This window comes from Paenibacillus planticolens (assembly GCF_013141725.1).
In the GTDB taxonomy this organism is placed as follows: domain Bacteria; phylum Bacillota; class Bacilli; order Paenibacillales; family NBRC-103111; genus Paenibacillus_E; species Paenibacillus_E planticolens.
Genome location: NZ_WHNZ01000064.1, coordinates 1 through 22056 on the forward strand (window position 1 = coordinate 1; position 22056 = coordinate 22056).

Annotated in this window: 19 protein-coding genes; 6 read left to right on the forward strand and 13 right to left on the reverse strand. The window is 45.5% G+C overall.

Features of this window, described 5'->3' with window-relative positions; translation table 11 throughout:
- Window positions 1–100: 100 nt before the first annotated feature.
- Window positions 101–4642: an alpha-L-arabinofuranosidase family protein gene (locus GC097_RS27290; protein ID WP_171686448.1), complete on the reverse strand. Its 4542-nt coding sequence runs from the start codon at window positions 4640–4642 to the stop codon at window positions 101–103.
- Between the two features lie 392 nt (window positions 4643–5034).
- On the opposite strand from GC097_RS27290, the gene GC097_RS27295 reads away from it, so the two are divergent.
- Window positions 5035–6057: an S-layer homology domain-containing protein gene (locus GC097_RS27295; RefSeq protein WP_171686449.1), complete on the forward strand. Its 1023-nt coding sequence runs from the start codon at window positions 5035–5037 to the stop codon at window positions 6055–6057.
- A gap of 902 nt (window positions 6058–6959) precedes the next feature.
- Here the strand turns inward: GC097_RS27295 and GC097_RS27300 are convergent.
- From GC097_RS27300 to GC097_RS27320, 5 genes are all read right to left on the reverse strand, one after another.
- Window positions 6960–7391: a hypothetical protein gene (locus tag GC097_RS27300; protein ID WP_171686450.1), complete on the reverse strand. Its 432-nt coding sequence runs from the start codon at window positions 7389–7391 to the stop codon at window positions 6960–6962.
- A 109-nt stretch (window positions 7392–7500) separates the two neighbouring features.
- Window positions 7501–8004, reverse strand: a complete 504-nt coding sequence (locus tag GC097_RS27305) for a DUF2569 domain-containing protein (protein WP_171686451.1) — start codon at window positions 8002–8004, stop codon at window positions 7501–7503.
- Window positions 8005–8049: 45 nt separating this feature from the next.
- On the reverse strand, window positions 8050–8412 hold the full coding sequence (locus tag GC097_RS35370) for a CPBP family intramembrane glutamic endopeptidase (protein ID WP_171686452.1): 363 nt from the start codon (window positions 8410–8412) through the stop codon (window positions 8050–8052).
- A gap of 341 nt (window positions 8413–8753) precedes the next feature.
- Entirely contained in the window at window positions 8754–10142 is a 1389-nt protein-coding gene (locus GC097_RS27315; RefSeq protein WP_171686453.1) for an NAD(P)-binding domain-containing protein, read from the reverse strand.
- Window positions 10143–10298: 156 nt separating this feature from the next.
- Window positions 10299–10577, reverse strand: coding sequence for an ArsR/SmtB family transcription factor (locus GC097_RS27320; RefSeq protein ID WP_171686454.1), 279 nt, complete (start codon window positions 10575–10577; stop codon window positions 10299–10301).
- Between the two features lie 625 nt (window positions 10578–11202).
- On the opposite strand from GC097_RS27320, the gene GC097_RS27325 reads away from it, so the two are divergent.
- The 5 genes from GC097_RS27325 (at window position 11203) to GC097_RS27345 (ending at window position 14185) form a co-directional block, all read left to right on the forward strand.
- On the forward strand, window positions 11203–11526 hold the full coding sequence (locus GC097_RS27325) for an ArsR/SmtB family transcription factor (protein WP_171686455.1): 324 nt from the start codon (window positions 11203–11205) through the stop codon (window positions 11524–11526).
- Between the two features lie 8 nt (window positions 11527–11534).
- Window positions 11535–12941: an arsenic transporter gene (locus tag GC097_RS27330; RefSeq protein ID WP_171686456.1), complete on the forward strand. Its 1407-nt coding sequence runs from the start codon at window positions 11535–11537 to the stop codon at window positions 12939–12941.
- Complete coding sequence (gene arsC / locus GC097_RS27335) at window positions 12920–13348, forward strand: arsenate reductase (thioredoxin) (RefSeq protein WP_171686457.1); 429 nt, start codon at window positions 12920–12922, stop codon at window positions 13346–13348. Before GC097_RS27330 ends, arsC begins: the two co-directional genes overlap by 22 nt.
- A gap of 27 nt (window positions 13349–13375) precedes the next feature.
- A complete protein-coding gene (locus GC097_RS27340) occupies window positions 13376–13810 on the forward strand; it encodes a protein-tyrosine phosphatase family protein (RefSeq protein WP_171686458.1) in 435 nt (144 codons plus the stop codon).
- 213 nt (window positions 13811–14023) lie between these two features.
- Window positions 14024–14185 carry a hypothetical protein gene (locus GC097_RS27345; RefSeq protein WP_171686459.1) on the forward strand — a complete coding sequence of 54 codons (162 nt, stop codon included), beginning with the start codon at window positions 14024–14026 and terminating at the stop codon, window positions 14183–14185.
- 337 nt (window positions 14186–14522) lie between these two features.
- Here GC097_RS27345 and GC097_RS27350 read toward each other — a convergent pair whose 3' ends face one another.
- The 7 genes from GC097_RS27350 to GC097_RS27380 form a co-directional block, all read right to left on the reverse strand.
- Window positions 14523–15095, reverse strand: coding sequence for a DJ-1/PfpI family protein (locus tag GC097_RS27350; protein WP_171686460.1), 573 nt, complete (start codon window positions 15093–15095; stop codon window positions 14523–14525).
- 171 nt (window positions 15096–15266) lie between these two features.
- Complete coding sequence (locus GC097_RS27355) at window positions 15267–16214, reverse strand: C40 family peptidase (protein WP_246294478.1); 948 nt, start codon at window positions 16212–16214, stop codon at window positions 15267–15269.
- On the reverse strand, window positions 16211–17314 hold the full coding sequence (locus GC097_RS27360) for a dipeptide epimerase (protein ID WP_171686461.1): 1104 nt from the start codon (window positions 17312–17314) through the stop codon (window positions 16211–16213). The genes GC097_RS27355 and GC097_RS27360 overlap by 4 nt, the downstream gene beginning before the upstream one ends.
- An 87-nt stretch (window positions 17315–17401) precedes the next feature.
- Entirely contained in the window at window positions 17402–18334 is a 933-nt protein-coding gene (locus GC097_RS27365; RefSeq protein WP_171686462.1) for a S66 peptidase family protein, read from the reverse strand.
- A gap of 76 nt (window positions 18335–18410) precedes the next feature.
- Window positions 18411–20054, reverse strand: coding sequence for a peptide ABC transporter substrate-binding protein (locus GC097_RS27370; protein ID WP_171686463.1), 1644 nt, complete (start codon window positions 20052–20054; stop codon window positions 18411–18413).
- A 31-nt stretch (window positions 20055–20085) separates the two neighbouring features.
- Window positions 20086–21132, reverse strand: a complete 1047-nt coding sequence (locus tag GC097_RS27375; RefSeq protein ID WP_171686464.1) for an ABC transporter ATP-binding protein — start codon at window positions 21130–21132, stop codon at window positions 20086–20088.
- 5 nt (window positions 21133–21137) lie between these two features.
- Window positions 21138–22055, reverse strand: coding sequence for an ABC transporter permease (locus tag GC097_RS27380; protein WP_171686465.1), 918 nt, complete (start codon window positions 22053–22055; stop codon window positions 21138–21140).
- Between the last annotated feature and the right edge of the window lies 1 nt (window position 22056).

Here is a 22056-nt window from a genome sequence, read left to right on the forward strand (position 1 = left end):
GTTATTTTGCATGACCAACAAGGGGTAAGCCTCACTCACCCCCCCAAAAAAAGAATTGAGAACCCTCCCGGGCTCCCAATTCTTTTTCTTCTGACTGGACTTATTCCATAATCAATCTGGCTACAGCTGCAAGGTCCATAATATCGACGATACCATCGCCATTGATATCCGCTTTCTTGTGAAGCGTATCCCAATCCGGATCTGCCGATGTTTTGCCATAGCTTTTTGCCACAATGGCCAGATCTCCGATACTGAACCTACCGTCTCCGTTCATATCTCCTTGCTGCGCAGCTATCACGGAAGCTTTAAAGACTTGAACTGCCGCCTCCAATTGCTGCGTTGCCGCATTGACCTCTTGTGCGCTCGCACCGGCGCTATCCGCTACGGCTTGCGCCGTAGTAATCGCACGGAGCAATGCCGCTTTGGCTCCTACAGGATACTCGCCCGGCTTGCTGCCTTCTTGTGCTGCATCGTGAAGCTGCTGGGCAGACGCGATCAAATTCAACAATGCCGTCTTATCCACGGTATCTTTCACCGTAATTTGGAGCGCCAGGGCATCTCCACGGTTCAGATTTGTTTCTGTACCGCTGCTATTAGCTACGATGACATCGCTTAAAGTTACAGTGCTTAGCGTCGCTGCGCTTACCGGTTTGGCTTTAAAGTGAAGTTTCAGCAATTGAACAGTACCCGACACGGCAGGTCCTGTATTCGCTAGCAAAATCCTCACTTTACCTGAATTTACGTCTTCGGAGGTGCCAACTACTTGAATCCTCTCAACTAAGGAATCTGCAGAAACATACTCCAAATGGTTAGGATCGTAATTTACCGTAATGTCATTCGCATAAACACTCTCGGATACATCGCTAAAGCCGTAAGTCAAATCTACGGCGTTACCGGCCTCGACGGACGAAGGTCCCGTTAGCGTTGCAATCGGGTTCTCCTTCTCTTTCTCAGCAACTTGAACCTTCGCATAAGCATTCAAATAAGTGCCGGCAACGGTCCCTTTCACTTCAAAAACACCCACTGTTGCGTATTGATCCGCATCGACTCGCTTCCATTCAACATCCGCGTTTTGCTTGCTGCCATCGGATTTCGTCACCGTAACAACGGCCGGCAGCTGCGGTGCGCGTCCAATGCTCGTATGGACATTGACATTATCAATGCTGTCGATAACAGGCGATCTTGTGGTTCTCAGTCTTATGACGGAGAGCGAGTACGCTGGGAAACTGTAGGTGAACGATTTCCCAAAGCCGTTTACCTTCTTCGTCACCGGATACACATGGGTCGGATCATCGTATGAATTCTCATCCGCGCTCGAATCCGATTTTAATTCGATAACGGAAGCCGCCGGTTGAATATACTCGGCTCCGCTAACGTTCACTTGCGTAGTTTGAGCGTCGCCGGAGATATTAATCACTTTGACGATAAGATCGCCCGTCACTTCATCTTTCGTTGTTACACTGTAAAGGGGTCCGGGTATCACATTGTCCGTAATGTCATGAATAAGCTCGCCGTCCAAATAACAGCGAATCCGGCTGCCTTCCAGCACAATTTTGATATCGTACCATTGGTTTGCCGTTATTAATTTAGTACTCGTGTTGCTGATCGTCGTTTTGGTTCCGTTCACTGCTTTTTCAATGACCGTCTTGGTATTGCCGAAGCCGCCAAGATTCCACCAATAGTAGTTGTTGGAATCTTTGCTTCCAAAACCGATAAGGAACCCTTCCGCACCGCTAACTTTTCTCGCTTTAAGCTCCAGCGTATAGTTGGACCAGTTTTGGCCTTGGAGCAATTGGACCCTTGCATCGGTCGCGCTGGCATCCGTCTGCTTGAGTATGCCGCCCGTAATGGCCCAAGTTCCTTTAAATTGGTTCCACTGTGACAAGGTAGAGCTATTCGTAAAATCATTATTAAACAGCTCCGTCTGATCTGCACCCGTTACTTTGACATTGTCATAGTCCACTGCTGTGCTCCACGACCCCAACACAATTGAGCCGGTTACGTCGCTTGATGGTTGGTTCCTCTTCGTAAGCTCAGTCGGCATAAGCTTTTGTCCAAGGTGATTCTTAAACAGTTGTTGAACGTAATAGTTCGGCGTACCGAAAACCTCATGATTATTAAACCAAATCAAATCCGTTGTCCACTGCGTGTGGTTCGTATAAGCGAACAGCGGAGCAAAGGATGCCATGCCGACAACGTCGGAATTACGTTCCAACCCTGTCATGAACGCTCCTTCAGCGAGAGCACTTTCCATATTATTCCTTTTGCCTGATCCGTGAGCTGCGTACTCCCCGACGAATACTTTCGGACCTGTTCGACTGTATTTATCGTAACGGGTTACATTGTTATAGAACCATTGCGGCGATTGATACATGTGCTCGTCGACAAGATCTGCTTTCTGCCCGTTTTTGCTCAGCCAGCTGTAAGTCAGATCGAAGTTGGCATCATCCGGAAAGGCTCCTGCGCTTAAGACAAGCTTCATCTCCGGATATTTCGCTTTGATGGCATCGTAGAAAACATTGTAGCGGTCAAGATAGTTCTGGCCCCACAGCTCATTGCCCAAGCCGAGATATTTCATATGAAACGGTTCCGGATGGCCATTCGCCGCCCGCGCTGCGCCCCATTTCGTTGTCACATCGCCATTCGCATATTCGATCAGGTCAAGAGCATCCTGAATATACGGCTGCAGCTCATTCAGAGGAATCATTGGCGGAGTCGAATGGCATGACACTTGACCGATGAAAATAATCGGCAGCGGCTCTGCTCCAGTGTCTTCAGCCAATTGAAAGTATTCGTGGAAACCTAGACCGAAAGACTGATAATAATTGCTGGACCATTGGTTGTGTTGAATTTGGCGCTGGCTCACATCGCCGATCGTATTTTTCCACTGGTACCGGTTCGCGAGGGAACCCCCTTCAACGATGCACCCTCCAGGGAAACGAAGAAAACCGGGATGCAGGTCATCCAGCATTTCGGCCAGATCGTATCGAAGTCCATTCGATCGATTCCCCCAGGTCGTCTCAGGGAACAAGGAGACCATATCCAGATCCACAGTAGCCGCGTCAGTGGCCGTTACGACCAGGCTTGCTTTCGTATCCGTCGAATTGGATTTCAGAGAACAGTCTAATTTCTGCCATTGAGAGGTCAGGCCGTTGATTGTACACGCATCATACACCGTGCCCTGCTGCCCTTTAAGCTTTACGGCAATCGATTTAGATGGCGAATCCGAACTTCGCGTATACACGGAGAAATGATACGTTTCGCCGCTTTTTACCGCAATGCCGTCATATCCGCTGTTGGAAATTCCTACGCCTGCACCCGGTTTTGTAACGGATAAACGGACGTAGTTCGGGTTTTTCGAATTTAACGGATCGGTTTTCGCAATGGTCACTTGCCCTACACCGCCGTCATTCACGTTCGTCCAGGAATATAGGGGTGAATCAAATTCAAACGAACGGTTCTGCACAAGCTCGCCGTATAGACCGCCATCTGCAGCGTAATTGATATCTTCAAAAAAGATGCCGTATAAGGTCGGGCTTACGTCATGCGCCGGCTGCCCGCCGTTAATGTTCATCGTGTAGGCGGTAGAGCCCGCTTCCCATACAACAACAGTAAAGCTTTTAGTATCTTGAATATCCCCTTTGGAGATCGTCGCTGTCAGGGTTACGGATTTATCTCCTTGACCTGCTGCCGGTTGAATGACGGTCCCGTCGGTTTTTACAATGCTGGCATTTGAAGTTTGCCAAGTAACGGACGTTCCGCCCGGTCCTGACGAAGGCAGGTTTAAGTTTTGCGTTTGTTTGGAGGTGTCACCGAGGTTTAGCCAGTTTTTGGAGTAAGCCACAAGCTCGAGATTGGACATGCTTTCGATCGCAAGTCCCATCACTTCATTGACTTCGAGCGCCCGGGAGTAGATGCGGAAATCATCGATGCCGCCGTCAAAATACGGATCCGCAGCATATTGCGATTTCCCTATGTAGTTCTGCGTTGTATTTCCCAGTACGGAAGGCAACGTCGGCATCGTCGCGGTGCTAGCAACTTCAATACCGTTGATGTACATCGTGCTCTTGCTGCCTTTTTTTACAACCGCCACATGCTGCCAGATCTTTGAAGTCGGAAAAGTGGGGCCGCTTACTAGTTCTTTGCTGCCGCCCTCCGGGGTCGTTGAAAATTCCATGAATCCGGAACCGTTCCTCAGAGTCAGCATCGTCCAATTGGTTGTACCCGATCCGAAATCAAACACGCGTCCCCACGTCTTATTGTTATTTACTTTTACCCATGTTGCTATGGTTACGTCATTCTGACCGGCAAGAATGCCGTCCGGCAGCTTGACATACCCATTCGTTCCGTTGAGGGTAACGGCTCCCCCTAATTTCCCGTCCGTGTTCCAAGTGGCTCCTCCCATCAAAGTACCGTTATGGCCTTTGTTTGAAGCATCTTCCACTGTCGTCCCGCTCGTTTGATCGAACTTGTAGTGCAGCAGCAAACTATCTTCTGCGGCGGTTGATACAGCCGAAATGGTCATATTTGCGCTCGTAGTTGCGTTTTCCGCTGACGCTTGCGCGGGTGAAATGAAAACGCTGCTCATCATCGTTATTATGCCCAAGAAGCTGACCATTTTTTTGAATGTTCTCCGTCTCATCGTGATCAATAGCACTCCTTTAACCAGTTTTTAGTGAAATTGAACGGCATAAAAGCTTCCATCCGTTACGCCAAAATCGTTTGCCCCCTTTCCCCTTTTATTCTAAGCGCTTTCATTTGTTTTAAAATGGAATAATTTGTTTAAAAATTATAATTTAATCGTTATTAAAAAAATAATTCTCGCAACGAATCTCTTTTCATAGAATTTTCGAAGAGCTTAAAAATTTACAAGTTTACCTGATGAAAATATATGGATTCTTCTTGGCTAAAAGCTTTATAATGATATTATCTATTGCTAGAAACCGCTTACGAGAATTGTATTGTTCTGTTTCTGAGATCTAAGATTCATACTTTTGAGGGGCTTGTCCCCCTCTCTATGAGAGGATGATAGATATGCTAAAACGTAAGACAATTTTCACTACTTTATTTTGCAATCTCTGTTTATCCTTAGCCGTAGTTGCCCCTGTTTCCGCCGCGGACGACTCGCAATTTGTGATGTCAGCATCCGGTACTGAATCGGATAACGGCGAATTTACCGTTACCTTGAAAGGGGAAAATATTCAGGATTTATTCGCATATGAAGTCAAATTTAACATCGATGGCGGCAATATCGAGGTCGTCAAAGCTAGCACAGCGATAAACGGTTTCTCCGTTCCTCCTATTGTGAAGAACAATGAAGTTACGTTTGCACATACGAAGATTGGAAAAGTGGATGGGGAGAAGGGGAATGTCGAAATTGGCACCATTACCTTCAAAGCCAAAAAGGCAGGAACAACGAACATTAAATGGACCGATATCAAAATCGTAGATCATAATTTAGGAAGTCAAACTTTTAAGCCAAATGAATCTACAAGCTTTATGAAAGTCTTTGGCGACCTAAGCGGCCACTGGGCCAAATCCGATATTATGCAGATGGTTGATAAAAAAGTCGTCGAGGGTATGGATGATGATCATTTTGCCCCTAATACGAATGTGACAAGAGCGCAATTTGCAACACTGCTTTCCAAAGCGCTTAATTTGCAGGATGATTCCGGGCAAAATCCTTTTGCTGACGTCTCATCCGGATCATGGTATGAAAGTACCGTGAAGAAGTCCTATGCAGCGGGCCTGATCAACGGGGTTGCGGATAATGCGTTCGCACCGGAGCAAAACATTACCCGTGAGGAAATGACAGCCATGCTCTTAAGAGCGAAAGCTTATGCAACCGGGACGAAAATAGAAGATATGAACGCAAATGGGTCCCTTTCGTTTAGCGACGAAGGATCCATCAGCAGCTGGGCCAAGAAAGCGGTCGTATTGGCAGTTGATTCCGGGTTAATGAACGGTAGAACGGATCAAGAATTTGCTCCTCATGACAATGCCAGCAGAGCTGAGTCCGTAGTCGTGCTGAAGCGATTGATAGCGGGATTGAATTAATAAAAAAGGCGGTCTCATAAGTCATTCATGACTTTTGAGACTGCCTTTTGTTTTTATTGGGAGTTTCCCTATGTGATAGGGAATCTGTATGGCGCTATTTCGCCGCGGCAGGCCCCTTTCCGGTTCCTGCGGGAACTACAGAGCCTTATTTCCCCCTGGCAACCCTTACACCACGATAAATCGGCCAAATAGCGGAACAGAGTTCCCTCTGAATTTCCAAATGGTGGGTTTTCGCGCAAATAGCGGACCGTTGTTCCCACTAACTAGCACCATCAGGTGTTTTTTAGACTTTTTGCGGCAGCCGCTTGTTTTATTAGTATTCCCTTAGAGAAAGGGGAACTACAGGGCTCTATTTGGGTTTGGCAGGCCCCTTTCCGGTTCCTGCGGGAACTACAGGGCCTTATTTCCCTTTGGCAACCCTTACACCACGATAAATCGGCCAAATAGCGGAACAGAGTTCCCTCTAAATTTCCAAATGGTGGGTTTTCGCGCAAATAGCGGACCATTGTTCCCACTGACTAGCACCACCAGGTGTTTTTTAGACTTTTTGAGGCAGCCGCTTGTTTTATTAGTATTCCCTTAGAGAAAGGGGAACTACAGGGCTCTATTTGGGTTTGGCAGGCCCCTTTCCGGTTCCTGAGGGAACTACAGGGCCTTATTTCCCTTTGGCAACCCTTACACCACGATAAATCGGCCAAATAGCGGAACGGAGTTCCCTCTAAATTTCCGAATGGTGGGTTTTCGCGCAAATAGCGGACTATTGTTCCCACTAACTAGCACCATCAGGTGTTTTTCAGACTTTTTGAGGCAGCCGCTTGTTTTTTGGGAATCACTTCAGAGGAGGTTGAGAATAGTGGGGGCCAGTCCAGCCTTATTCGCTGCCTCATCCAGCAACAGTTAGCTTAAGAAAATAAGTATAGACTCTGAATGACCACAGTAGTGACTAAAATAATACCGACGCCAACATGCTCTGCATCAGGAACGATGTGATCTTTTATAGGAGGCAAAAACTTATATGTACGCTTAAAATACTTTTCATAATCCTTACGAACTGAGGTTGGGTAACCTGTAAAATAAGGAATCCACCATGAAAACAAGTGCATTACCATAATAATCATCGTCATTGAATATCCGATCCAAGCCCATACACCCTCATTATAAAAGAATATCGCAATAATAATTAAAGGTGGATAATTCCCAAACACTTCAAATTTCCTAAGTTTTTTATCTCTTGCTTGTACATCGTTGAACGGAAACAAATTCATAAAATCAATAATAACTTGATACAATAAAAACAATAGAGGTAATATAAAAGATAGCAAATGTAAGTTCATATTTTTACCCTTTCTATCTATTTAGTCAATAATTTTGGATGGTAATACTTATGCAGCAACAAACCCGGCGTCAATAAACCCGGGTTTGTTTTTCATAGCCTCATTTCGATTAATTCGTATATGTATTCTTCACTCGTTTTGAATTGATAAAGTAGGGTATCCATATTAAGCAAGTTACGAATGATTTAACAATATTTCTGCCTTGTTCACCCATAAACTCGTGAGTTGCCGCCTCCTCAATGGAGTTTGTAATAAAATAATAGCCAATATTAACAGCAAAGTTAATCAAATAAAAATTTATTACCATATATTTTAATAATTTCTTTTTTTTCAAGACAAGATAACCAAGGAACACTGGAAAAATCACAAAAAATATATTTATAACAGTTTCATAGATGATAACCAAAGAATATTTCCAGTTTTCTTCCTGCAATTGAGAGAAAAGTCCATCCTGGTAGATGGGCAATATAGTATCTATCAAATAGTATAAAGAGCTCGCGAAAGTTAATAGGAATCCTAACGCTACGAAGTAAAGCCAGCCACCAAATCCATAAGGTTTAGCTCTTTCCTCGATGGGTAAATTTACTGCTAGATCATTTTCTGTATTTGTCATTGAGTCACCATTTTCTCCGCTAAATTAATTTTATGCAGCAGCCCATTATTTACCCAAATCTAACATTGCCATGAAGTCAAAGAATAAGTGTACTATAATAACTGGGACAATCCTCCTACTCTTCACAAAATAGATTGAAAAAATAAAAAACATTATCCCAGCATACAAGGCAGGGATTAATCCCTGATATAGATGATATGATGTTTGGATTAACGTACTGATTAGTACTGAAATTTCTTCTTTTTTAAATAAATACTTTGTTTCGGTTATGGTATATGCCCTAACAATTAGTTCTTCAAAAAAAGGATTAATAATGATAAATAACAAGTAGAAAATAGATATTTTTGTTTTTAAGAAATCAATATTTTTTGGCGTCTGACCAAAACTCGGAGAGATCGTAACAGCCACTATAAATGCAAGATAGATTCCAACATAGAGAAGGATTCCATGTAGGATATCAGTTTTCTGAAACTCAAAACCTATATCTTTATAATCTCTCCCCTGTTTTTTTAAAACTAAATAAAGTATGCCTAACGAACTGTTATAAAGAGATACACTGAGTTTATGACAAGTGGGAATATTGAAATTAGTAAATGGACAAGTTGTTGAATTTCAGTAATCTGCTTCCTTTATCAAAAAATACTCCTTTGTAATATAGATCACAAAGACTATATTACATGCGCCAAAGGTTTGAAAGCAATACAAATATTGCCTGCTGCCCATTGCCTCAAGGAAAATGCCAATGGATTTTAGCTCCAGCAAGAAGACTTCGTCACCGCCGGTTTGGTAACTGTTGAGCAGCAAGAACTTACTGCTTCTGCTGTGACAGGGGATTGGTCGCTCTGCTCCGAATCGCAGCACGAATTCCTCTGTATACTGCACACTCCTGTTTCAGGCAGATCAAGTTCGACTCTCTCAGCTGCTTCATAATCGCCGACTAGAGCTGCTACAACGGATCTTACTTGTTCATACCCTGTAGCCATTAAGAAGGTAGGCGCTCGGCCATAGCTTTTGGAACCCACAATATAAAAATTTTTCTCTGGTTGTCTTAGCTCTTTCTCCCCATGAGGTCTTACTGTGCCGCAGCTATGCACATTAGGGTCGATCAGAGGTGCCAGTTCAACAGTGCTCTCCAGGCTTGAATCCGTTGTCACGCGGACTTCTCTTAAAAAAGACAGATCCGGGCGGGAGCCTGTATTTGAAACAATCTCATCCATATCATCCAAATAAAGCAACTCATTCTCATGGGAACCAATGACTTGAATTTGGCTACCTTTAGTTTTTAGCTCTTGAATATAAAATGACGTCAAAACTTTTACTTTTCCTGATTCGACAAGCTTTTGAATACGTGTGCCAAGTTCACCTCTAGCAGCCAGCTGATCCTGCTCCTGCCCTCCATAAACATCTTTCAGCTTAGATTTCCGAAGCGCCCAAACAATTTCCGTTTCCTGTACTTGATCCTTAAGTTCTCCAAGTTCCAAAAGCGTATTAATGGCGGAATGACCACTCCCCACAACAAGCACTTTCCTGCCAACATAACGCTCTTTGTGCTTGCCAAGAACATCGGGTATCCCGTAGAAAATGTGATTTCTTAGAGAATTTTCTTCAGTTGTCCAAACCCCTTCTGAAAGGACGGGATTCGGATTCGTCCACGTGCCCGTGGCATCTATAACAGCCCTGGCTTCAACCACCATTCGCTCACCGTTTTTCTCAACATGCAAAACAAAAGGAAGCTCGTCGCGGCCCTGTGTTTTTACCTTGTTAAAACCTTTGCGGCTCGCAGCAACCACTTTTGCATGGAAGTGAAGGTAAGGTTTAATTTCAGGCAGGTTGGCTAAGGGCTTGAAATAGTTTTCGATCATCTCAAGGCCGGTAGGAATATCTTCATTATTTGGAGCTTTCCAACCGTGTGAGGAGAGTAATTGGCGCGCAGCCTTGTCGATATTGAATTCCCATGGAGAAAAGAGTCTGACGTGAGACCATGAAGCCATATTGGAACCAACCTCATTCCCGGCTTCTAACAGTACAAAGGCCTCCTTACGAATCGCTAGATGCGCAGCCGCGGCAAGGCCGACAGGACCGGCACCGATAATAGCTACAGGTAAATTTTTTTGAGTAAGCAAGTTATTTTCAGACATTGAGGAACCTCCAAATTATATATTTTTCAAATATTTACGACGAGCAGTCATTTCAAGGGACGCAAGCTCGTTGATTCTAAAGGAATATAACACCCCCTTAATCAAATAATTTTGATTTATTGATCAAAAAAAATTGATCAATTGGCTAAAAAAAATTTAGTTTCCGCTTGGTCTAAAAATGCAGCACAGCTGCTCAGACAGTAATCCGTTTACTTCTGCCTGATTAATCTCATAGTAACTCCAAGTACCAATGACTTCTTTCATAATTAGGTTTGCATCGAGCAAAATCTTCAAGTGGTAGGACAGTTTGGATTGAGCCATATCGAAGATGTCACATAGGTCGCAAACGCACGTTTTACCGCGCTGAGTTAACTCATACATGATCTGCAGTCGCTTGCTATCAGCTAATGCTTTAAATTTTGACTCGTATGACATGAAAAATGAGTCATTTGGTGTTGTATTTGTTTTAACTTCTTGTATAGGGATTATGGTCTTCATCTATTCTCACCCGATTCCTTGATCAAATATTTTTGATTTATCAATACTATATACCAATAGGAACCATATTGCAATACTTAATCAAGAAAAATTGATCAATTATACCGCTGGTTGATGTGCTTAGCATCTGCCGCGCGGCAAACTGCTTTGGACAGCTACTTGACACCTCCCCTTCCCCCGTGATAACTGCAAAAGTGCAGGTAATTTAAATACAATAGTTCTATTTAGCTAACTTTGATGTAAAAGTGCAGGTAATTTCGGTGAACGAAGCCATTTTGGCCATTTCTATTGAAATTACCTGTACAATTGCAGGTATTGGATTGTAACTGCATGGAGGATGCTGATTTTGATGTACTTTTTTGCAGTTGAGCTAAGTAGGCTCCCCATACACCGACCTTCCCCAACACACAACGACACATTTGCACATATTGGAAGCGATAAAAACCCACCCTCATATTCCGCAAGGATTTACAAAATCTTAACTTTATATATAATCAAATAATTATATAATAATTTACGAGTGATAAGGCTTGAATGTCCCAACGTAAAGGAGCGTGTTATTTTGCCCGATATTGAAAATCTATCTGATGTATGTAAGCTGCTCGGTGACAAAATGAGGTTGACGATTCTCTCTCTGCTCAAAGAACGTGAGCTATGCGTATATGAGCTTGTTGAACTTTTACAAACGAGTCAGCCCAATGTGAGCCAGCATATGCGTAAGCTGAAAGCCGGTGGTCTAGTGAAGGAAGCCAAAAAGGGCCAATGGGTTTTTTATTCGTTAAATATTGAAGATAAGCCCTTTCTGCATGAGTTTTTTCAGTACCTGCCTTCCCAAAAAGACAAAGTGGATGCGATATCTTGTGAAGATCTAAATTGTTGCGATTAGGAGGAACCATGACTTACATTGCGGTACTTATTTTTCTGCTTACGTTAACTTTTGTAATTTGGCAGCCTAAGGGGCTCAACATTGGATGGTCTGCGTCTGCCGGCGCTATCCTTGCCCTTGCCTTCCAAGTCGTATCTTTCCACGACGTGCTGACGGTAACATCCATCGTTTGGAATGCTACGCTCGCTTTTGTCGCCATCATTCTCATTTCCTTAATCTTAGACAATATCGGATTTTTTGAATGGGCGGCCTTGCATATGGCGCGAATTGCGAAAGGCAATGGAAGACTCATGTTTGTATATGTCATTTTGCTAGGCGCGGCAGTTGCCGCATTTTTCGCCAATGACGGTGCCGCGTTAATTTTAACTCCGATTGTATTGGCGATGGTTCGAGCGTTGAAGCTCCCTGATAAAATGATTTTACCCTTCATCATGGCAAGTGGTTTTATTGCGGATACAACTTCATTGCCTCTTATCGTCAGCAACTTAGTCAACATCGTATCGGCTGACTTTTTCGGCATCGACTTTGTCACTTATGCTAGCCGCATGATGGTCACGAGCCTGTTTTCATTAGCAGCAAGCCTGGTGGTCTTGTACGTTTTCTTCAAAAAAGACATACCAACGAATTACGATATGATGCAATTAAAACCGCCTTCAGATGCCATCAAAGATCATAGGCTTTTCCGAATGTCATGGGTTATCCTTGGCATCCTTCTCGTCGCGTATATAAGCAGCGGATTTATTAAAATTCCTGTTTCCATCATTGCAGGCGTCGTGGCACTGATCTTCATATTGATGGCTAGATCCAGCAAGGTGATCGGAACGAAAAGAGTGATCACGGATGCCCCTTGGGCTGTCGTCATATTCTCTATCGGCATGTATGTCGTCGTTTATGGCCTGAAAAACGTCGGCCTCACCGATGCCCTGGGAAAAGTCGTTGAAAACTTAGCAGGACAAGGATTATTTGTTGCAACAGTGGGAATGGGCTTCTTGTCGGCTATTTTGTCCTCCATCATGAATAATATGCCGACAGTTATGATTGATGCTCTAGCCATTCAAGGTACGAATACAGACGGAATTATCAGAGAAGCACTGATCTACGCCAACGTTGTTGGAAGCGATCTTGGACCTAAGATAACACCGATCGGGTCACTCGCTACACTTTTATGGCTGCATGTTCTATCTACCAAAGGTGTAAAAATCACATGGGGCAATTATTTTAAAACAGGTATCCTTCTTACTGTCCCAACGCTCTTAATTACTCTTACTGGGCTTTATTTATGGCTTCACGTTATTCATACAACAAGTGTGAATATTTGGTTGCTAATTGTTGCGATTGCCGTAATTGCGGTGGTCGTCGCGCTGATCATCAAACAAAAAGGAGATATGAAACCATGGAGAACAAAAAACCGTTAGTATATTTTCTTTGCACAGGAAACTCATGCCGCAGCCAAATCGCTGATGGATATTTGAAAGCATTAGGCGGGGATAAATACGAAGTAAAAAGTGCTGGTTTGGAAGCCCACGGATTAAATCCACGTGCAGTTGCAACAATGAAAGAAGCTGGTATCGACATCTCGAACCATACTTCCGATGTGATTGACCCAGAAATTTTGGCTCAAGCTGATTACATCATTACTTTGTGCGGTCATGCCAACGACAACTGTCCAGTTGTTCGAAATGATACGGCTGAAAGATGGCATTGGGGATTTGACGATCCTGCCAAAGCAACTGGGACGGAAGAAGAAATTACAGCTAAGTTCCGTAAAGTGCGCGAATCCATTAAAAGCAGGATCGAACAATTTGTGAAAGAAGGCAAGTAAAATTATTAGGAAAATAAGGAGTTTATTATGCACAAAAATTATCAAGCTTTGGTTGAAGACAGCATATTTTTTGGCGGAGCTTCAGATGTCGAGGACATGGTTAAAAACGAGAACGTTGAGGTTATTGTGGATTTACGGGGAGAGGCCACGGAGTGCGCTTATCCTACAGACCGTGTAGAATGGGTGCAGGTACCACTTGGTGACAATGCGGATGGTCCGCAAGACCAACTATTCCAGCAAGCAATAAATCACGTTGTAGAAGCATATAAGAGCGGTAAAAAGGTTGGATTCCATTGCGGCGGTGGAAAAGGTCGCACTGGCGCTGTAGCCATTGGCACATTGATAACATTAGGCAAGAGCGATAACATCCATGACGCTGAAGAATTAGCGAAAAGCATTCGCCCAGCAGTTCATATTAGGCAGCCTCAACGTGAGGCGCTTGAGAAGTTATTTAACAAGTAATAGGATTTGGCCCCCTGGCAATATTTTGCTAACGGGACCCATATTATTTTAGATGAACCTGAGCAGATCAAAGTGGCGGATCTTTGTTAATCGGAGCCAAAGCTCACCTTATGTTTTCCTTGCAGAGTGTGGTAAAATACGGATAGGCAGATTAATACGCTGCGCATGCTAACACACAGAGTTTTCCAAAATTTTAATTTGGGAGGTTATAATATGGATGATTATTATTTGGTTAAGGACGGTAGAATTGTACGTTGGGACGGGCTAACACTAGGTGGAAGCAAAATACGTGCCGATGAGTTAGTAGAATCTTTTGGACGTAAGGCTCTTGATGAAATTGAACAATTTGGATTTTACACGATAAATAAATCTTAACGACCTATTAACGAAACGAGGCTATCCCCAGTCATTTCTATGACTTGTGGGATAGCCTTCCCAGCAGTTATGCTTCTGTGATCAAATTAAGGGAAAATTTCCCTCTAATTTGTCTGCGGAAGCTTGTCAGATCCATTTAACAGGAAAAACTCCCGCTATTTGCGCCGATTTCATGAGTATTCTCGGAATCCGGTCAAATTAACGGGAGTTTTTCCTTCAATTTTACCTGCGAGGTCCTCTTTCAAGCCATTTAGAGGAAAATTTCCCGTTAATTCCCTTCGACCTTCTTCGTAAAGCTCGAATTCAGAAACTACTTAATGTGTCCGCTCCAGAACAATCATCTATCCATAATATCTTTAAATAATTGTTCGCTTTCCTCATACTGATCTTGATAAACCCCAAGATAATCAAATATCTCAAAAGAGAAATCAACAAAGGCTCGACCAATGGCCGTAATTACATGACCGTCCCGGACTACACGCTTATTTAAATAATTTTCACGGGGAAAAGGATCTATGACACCTAATTTGTGGATTCTTTCTACTGAGCATGAAGTGGTGAAATTTCTTGTATTTAAAATACCGGCTCTACCTAGATATTGAGGACCATGACATATGGCTGCAAGCATTTTCTCTTCTTGATCCAGTTTTATGATGAGCTCGGTTAACTCCTTCTGTTGATTTCGAATCGGTCCGCCAGGGATGATTAATCCCTCTATGTCATCCAGTTCCAATGCATCAGAAACTGTCAAATTAGGCTTATAATACAGACCAGACTCACTAATTACAGACTCAAGATTGTATCCCATCGATAATACTTCTTTTTTGCCAACATTTTTAATCTTATGGAATGCTAAAGTAATTTCAAAATCAGCAAAATCTTCTGATATAAAACAAATAATCTTCCCCATTTATTACACCTCAATGCATCAGTTTCGATGGGCTCTTGTGCCCCGTTAGACCAACGGCACTCCCAGTATGGTATATTATACCACCAATAACGGCAGCCTTGGACAAGAAGAAGTCCCGGACTGCCGCTATGAGTGAGCTATTATGGCACCTTGCGCGCTTTTCCAAAACCGTTACTTCCAATACCGTCTAGATACGCAATGCTCTTTGGCTAGATTCATCGTGCTCAAATCCACAATTTCAATGCTTTTTATAGTTTCAGGGGAATGTATCATGAGATTGTCTCCGGCGTAAATCCCAACATGGTGAATAGCTCCCTTTCCTTCTTCATGCGCAAAAAAGAGTAAATCCCCCGGTTCCAGCTGTTCCTTCTCAACGAAAGTCCCCTGCTTCGCTTGGTCCGAGGCATCTCTAGGAATCAAAATCCCAAAATATTTGTGCATAGCATAAGCAAAACCGGAGCAATCATAGCCGAAAGAGGACATTCCTCCCCACAAATAGGGCAGATCGAGGAACCTCCTCCCCTGTTCGACGATCCCCCGTCCGATGTGGGCTTCTCCAACTCCGGAAGCCAGGAGACCATCGATCAAGCGAACGTCATCCACGCTTAGATACCCGACTCCCTCTGGAGTCTGTACTCTCACCCATTGTTCCGTTGCCTCCAACACAGGCAAAGAGGTCAGATAGCTCAACTCGATCGACCGCTCGGTCGGATTCTTATACAGCCAGGCTTTATCGGCGATCACTTCGGCTCGTTTGGAGCCGACAGGGGCTTCTTTCGCAGCAACTAACTGGCAGCTTGGCACCCAGCCAGGATAGCCCAAGGCATCCTTGCGCGTTCCCTGCTGCGGGATAAGCACCTTGCTCCAACCTTCGCCTTCTTTCATAACTTCTTCCACGACAAGAACGACGGAGCCATAAAGAATTTGTGTTTGAACCCGGTTGGCTATGCACAAATCCAGCTTGTCATTCAGCGTCATCCGCCCTAGCCATTCTCTTATTCGGGCCGGATGCTTCAAAGCAGGCTCATCCATTGGCCTTGGAGATTCCGGCTTCGTCCATACCGTTGCGACAGAAACAACGACCGTCATTCGTTTAGGCATGCTGATGCTCATGTTCATGATCCCACTACACTTTGGCTGTGGATCACGTCCACAATGCCAAGCCCCGCTGTTTTGGGGAAGGTCATGACCCTTCCGTCATACTGCACGCCGCCAACCACAATATCTTGGAGCATCAGCAACGGCGCATCGAAATCGCAGCGCGTAATATTTTTCTTGCTGGCAGCTAAATGCGCTGCGGCTGTTACGGCCACACGGGATTCAATCATGCTGCCTACCATGCATTCGACACCGAATTCTTCCGCGATCTGATTAATAATTTGCGCTTTGTATATACCGCCGGATTTCATCAGTTTGATATTAATCAGGTCGGCTGCGCGGTTTTTTAGCACCTCAAACGCTTGAATAGGAGTAAACACGCTCTCATCCGCCATAATGGGAGTTTCCACGTGATCGGTAACCATTTTCAACCCTTCGATGTCTCCAGCTTTCACGGGCTGTTCAACCAGCTCAATATCAAGCCCTAAGTCCTCCATACGACGGATCGCGCGAATAGCATCCTTTACCTGCCATCCCTGATTTGCATCAATGCGAATTTTCACGCTGCTGCCCACGCATCTGCGGATTTCCTTCATTCGTTCGATATCCTCTAGGAGATTATCCTTACCGACTTTAATCTTCAGTACATTGAAGCCTTCCTGCACATAACGAATCGCATCTTCTCCCATTTCCTTTGGCGAATTGACGCTGACCGTAAAGTCGGTTTCAATCTGATCCTTATATCCTCCAAGGAACTGGTACAACGGCAAACCGCAATTCTGTGCGACAAGATCGTAGACAGCCATATCCACAGCCGCTTTAGCGCTGCTGCTTCCGATCATCGCTTGATGAATCTCCTGCAGAATGCGTTCGTATGCCAGCAAGCTTTTACCGATCAATAAAGGAGTGAACGTATTGACGATAGCCGAATGGATACTATCCAGGCTGTCTCCTGTGATAACGATGGTCGCCGGCGCCTCCCCCCAACCCACTCTGCCGTCGTCCGTCCCAATCCGAACAATAATGGATTCGGTGCTATACACAGTACGCAGTGCTGTTTTGAACGGCTTCTTAAGCGGAGTCGATTGCCGCATGACTTCAACACTTTGAATAATGTTCATATTTGTTGCCTCCTGAAAGTTTTGTGCAGCTGTGCAAGCGAAGCAGACTTATGTCACAAAACTACTTCGGAAGCATAAGCATTGAGCTTATGCCTCTACACCGGGTTCCATACATACCAGCAACTTCTCGTAGGTGCTCATTCTTGCCTCAATTCCCAGTGGAACCGCAATATTCGGAGAGCAGTGGCCGATTTTAAAACCCGAGAGTGTCGGCTTCCCGGCGGAAACGATGTGAGCGTTAAAAATCTCTTCTAAAGTAAGCGACACTTTACGTTTGCTCGGCACACAATTATGAAAGTCACAGAGCAGAATTCCGGCAGCATCGGCCAATTTCCCAGCCAGTCTGAGCTGATTCAACATCCGGTCCAACCTGTAGGGCTCCTCATCGATATCTTCAATAAAAAATAGTTTCCCACTCGTATCCAGTTCATAAGGTGTACCCAGCGTACTTACGATTAAAGAAAGGTTCCCTCCCACAAGCGGTCCGAAGGCTTCTCCTTCCACCAACGTTTGCAGAGGGGAAATCGCTTCTGTGTAGCGGAGTACAGCAGGATGAAGCAGCGATTCATAATTTTGAAGCGTTAGCGGGTGAACCTCTTCTTTTCCCAGATCAACCAACATAGGTCCATGAAAAGTAACCAAACCCGCAAATCGCCCTATCGCTGCATGCAAAAAGGTAATATCGCTATAGCCCCAGAAAATCTTCGGATTCGCGCGAATAAGGTCATAGTCCAGAAGATCGGCTATTCTCCCGGTACCGTATCCGCCGCGCGCACAAATGATCGCTTTAATCGCAGGATCAGCGAACATGGCGTTCAACTCCCCGGCCCGCGCCTCATCCGTTCCCGCAAGATAGCCGTATTGCATGGATAAGGTATCTCCAAACCGAACATTCAGACCCATTTTTTGCAAAAATATTGAATCCGCTTTCACTTGCTCCGTATCTACCCAACTTGCCGGGGCCGTAATAGCCACCGTATCGCCAGGACTTAACCACCGAGGCTTAATAAGCTCAACCATGGAAGATCTCCTTTCTGGCAGTCAAGGATAAAAAAGGGAGAGGCACCCCTGACAGGTGCTTCCCTCGCCCTTCTTTTTATTTCAAATCCGCCCACTTAAAGTCCAGGAAGCCGAAAGCGTGTCTAACGACGCCTTCCAATTTGTCGCTTTGCAGGTAAGTAGAGTTATAGAAGTAAAGCGGAAGAATCGGAGCTTCGTCCATCAAGATCTTTTCCGCATCATGCATCAATTTGTATCGTTTAGCCTCATCCGATTCTACGTAGGCGTCTTTGATCAATTTATCATAAGAAGCATTCACCCACCCTGTGCGGCTGAACGGATTCGTCGATTGGAAACCGTCCAGGAAGTTGATCGGATCGGCAAAGTCCGGAAGGAACGAAGAACGCGACAATTGCAGCTGCAGCGCTTTTTGCTCGGTCGTCAGCACTTTGCCTTCTTTGTTGGCCAGTTTCACATCGATACCTAAGTTGTCTTTGAGCATAGCTTGAAGCGTTTGAGCAATGCGTTGAGAGACATCATTCGTGTTATAAGTCAAAGTTACTTCCGGCAGCGTCTTGTATCCGGCTTCCTGCATCCCTTTGGCCAAAAGCTGCTTCGCTTCAGCCGCATCGAACTTGATCAGACTGCCGCCAACCTGGCGGAAATCTCCGCCCGCAGCATCCTTAAGACCTGGCGATACATAGCCGTCTGCCGGCTTCTGCTTTTGCTTCAGAACCAAATCCACAAGCTTCTGTCTGTCTACCGCTGCAACGAAAGCTTTGCGGATGTTTACGTTATTGAATGGCACCATTTTCACATTAAAGCGGTAAAATGCCGATCCTGCGGCGTCCTCCACTTTCACTTTGTTTTCTGCGAACAATTTATCGCTCATGTCGGCCGGAATGGAACCGGTTGTATGCAGCTCGCCGGTAGTAAATAATTGATACGCGGTGTTCGTATCATTGATCATTTTGAACGTAACGCCTGTCAGCTTTACGTTTGCGGCATCCCAGTACTGATCGTTCTTCACCATTTTCAGCTCGCTGTCATGCTTCCATTCCGTAATTTTGAATGGCCCGTTGCTTACAATCGTAGCTGCTTCGCCTGCCCATTTGGCATTGCCTTCCACAGTAGCCTTATGCACGGGGAAGAAGGCCGGGCTGGAAAGCATGCCGACTAGCCAAGAAGCCGGCTGGATCAAAGTAACCTCTAAGGTCTTGTCGTCCAAAGCCTTAATTTTCACACCATCCGCTGTTCCCTTACCGGAGTTGAAAGCTTCCGCTCCTTCAATAGGATATGCGAGAAAAGCCGCATCAGAAGCTGTTTTTGGATCTAACAGACGCTTCCAGGCATACTCAAAATCAGCCGCTTTGACCGGGTCTCCGTTGGACCACTTAATGCCGTCGCGCAGCGTAAACGTGTACTTTTTCCCATCAGGCGTAACTTTCCACTCTTTGGCCATAGCCGGCTCTGGCGCCTGATTCTTGCCAAGTCGCGTCAATCCCTCAAACGCATTGTTGACAACGTCATAAGAAACTTGGTCAAATCCTTTCGGAGGATCAAGGGAGGTCGGTTCTTTTAAATTGTTGTAAAGGAGGATTTTGGATTTCGCTTCTTTGGCTGCTTCCGTCTGCTTGGCTCCGGACTCTGGCGTTCCGGCCCCTGGATCTTTGCTGCATCCGGCTAGTAACGTACCGATGACCAATACGGAGCTGATTAGCAATGCTGGAATTTTTTTCATGAGCACTTCTCCCCTTCGTTCATTGTCTTATTTATCCTAGAGCCGTCATGATATTTCGCTTGATCGGCGGCTGGAATACAAGTTGAGCGCGCGGATCCTGGAGCCAGCAAGCTACTGAATGGCTGCTCGATACTGCCGTCTGCTCCGGCTGGTAGGCTCCGCACACTTCCATGGCATACCTGCATCGCGCTGCAAAAGCGCAACCTTCCGGCGGAGCAAACAGATCCGGCGGCGTTCCCGCAATCGGCGTAAGCGGAAGCGACTTGTCTGTGTCCAAACGCGGCATGGAAGCTAGCAGCCCTTTGGTGTAGGGGTGCTGCGGATTGCGGAACAGCTCGTCCACCGTCCCGGCTTCGACGATTTTACCGGCATACATCACATGGACCCGATCCGCCATATTCGCAACAACACCGAGGTCATGCGTGATGATGATGATGGAAACGCCGGTTTTCTTTTGCAGCATTTTGAACAGCTCGATGATTTGTGCTTGTATGGTCACATCCAACGCCGTAGTCGGCTCATCTGCAATCAGAACCGAAGGTTTGCACACCGCTGCGATGGCAATCATGATCCGTTGTCTCATGCCTCCGCTGCATTCGTGCAAATACTGCTTCAAGCGCGTCTCAGGATTGGAAATGCCAACCAGCTCAAGCATTTCCGTTGCTTGCTTGCGTGCTTCCGCACGCGATATTTTCTGATGGCGAACGATCCCTTCCATAATCTGTTCTCCGATGGAGATGGTGGGATTCAGTGCCGTCATGGCATCTTGGAAAATCATTGACAGTTCCGAGCCTCTCAGCTCCCGCAGCTGCTTTTCGCTAAGCAGGGTCAGTTCCCTGCCCTTGTAGCGGATGCTGCCTTGGCTGATTTTCGAGCTGTGCTCGGGCAGAAGGCGCATCATGCTGCGCGCTGTTACGCTTTTGCCGCAGCCGGATTCTCCGACGATAGCCAGCGTCTCTCCCTTGCCTAACGTAAAGCTGACTCCGCGAACCGCCTTTACTTCTCCACCATGCGTGGTAAACGTGACATGAAGATTGTCCACTTCCAAAATAACATCGGACGAGTTCGTTGTTTTCATCTCGACTACCTCCTCCTTTTCGGATTAAAAGCGTCCTGCAAGCCATCCCCAACCAGGTTAAAGGCAAGCATCGTAATCGATATGAAAAATGCCGGATAAAATAACCGCCACCACTGTCCTGACAAAATGGTCGACAGACCGTCATTGGCCATCACGCCCCAGCTTGCCAAAGGAGGCTGAATGCCCAGACCAAGAAAGCTTAAGAACGCTTCTGCGAAAATAGCGGACGGTACCGAGAACGTCACTTGCACGATAATGACGCCTATCGCATTAGGCAGCAAATGTTTGCGGATAATGTATCCCGCTCCTCCGCCTAACGTTCTTGCCGCCAACACGTACTCCGACGATTTCAAACTTAGTACTTGTCCGCGTACAATCCGCGCCATCCCGATCCAGCCTGTAGCGCTTAAAGCCACGATGATCGTTACAAGGCCCGGGCCCATCACGACCATCAGCAGAATGACGACAAGCAGATATGGAATTCCGTACAAAAGATCAACGAACCTCATCATGATATTATCAAGTCGTCCTCCGAAGTAACCGGCGATGCCGCCATAAATAATGCCGATGACCAAATCGATTAAAGCCGCCATGAGGCCGATAAATAGCGAGATGCGTGCTCCATAGAGGATACGGGCATACACGTCGCGCCCAAGCTCATCCGTGCCGAACCAGTGGGCTGCCGACGGTTTCTGATTGGCGTCCAGCAGCACCTGTTTCGAATAGCTTTGGTCCGTAAGGAACGGCCCAAATATTGCGAGCAGCGACATCACGAGCACAATGATCAGCCCCGCCATGGCCAATTTGTTTGCACGCAGTCTGATCCATGCTTCCTGCCAGAAAGACAGCCGTACGCGAACAATGGCTTCCGCCGTCCCTGCGCCTTTGGACATAGGGACAAATAAAGAATCCGGAACGTTCATC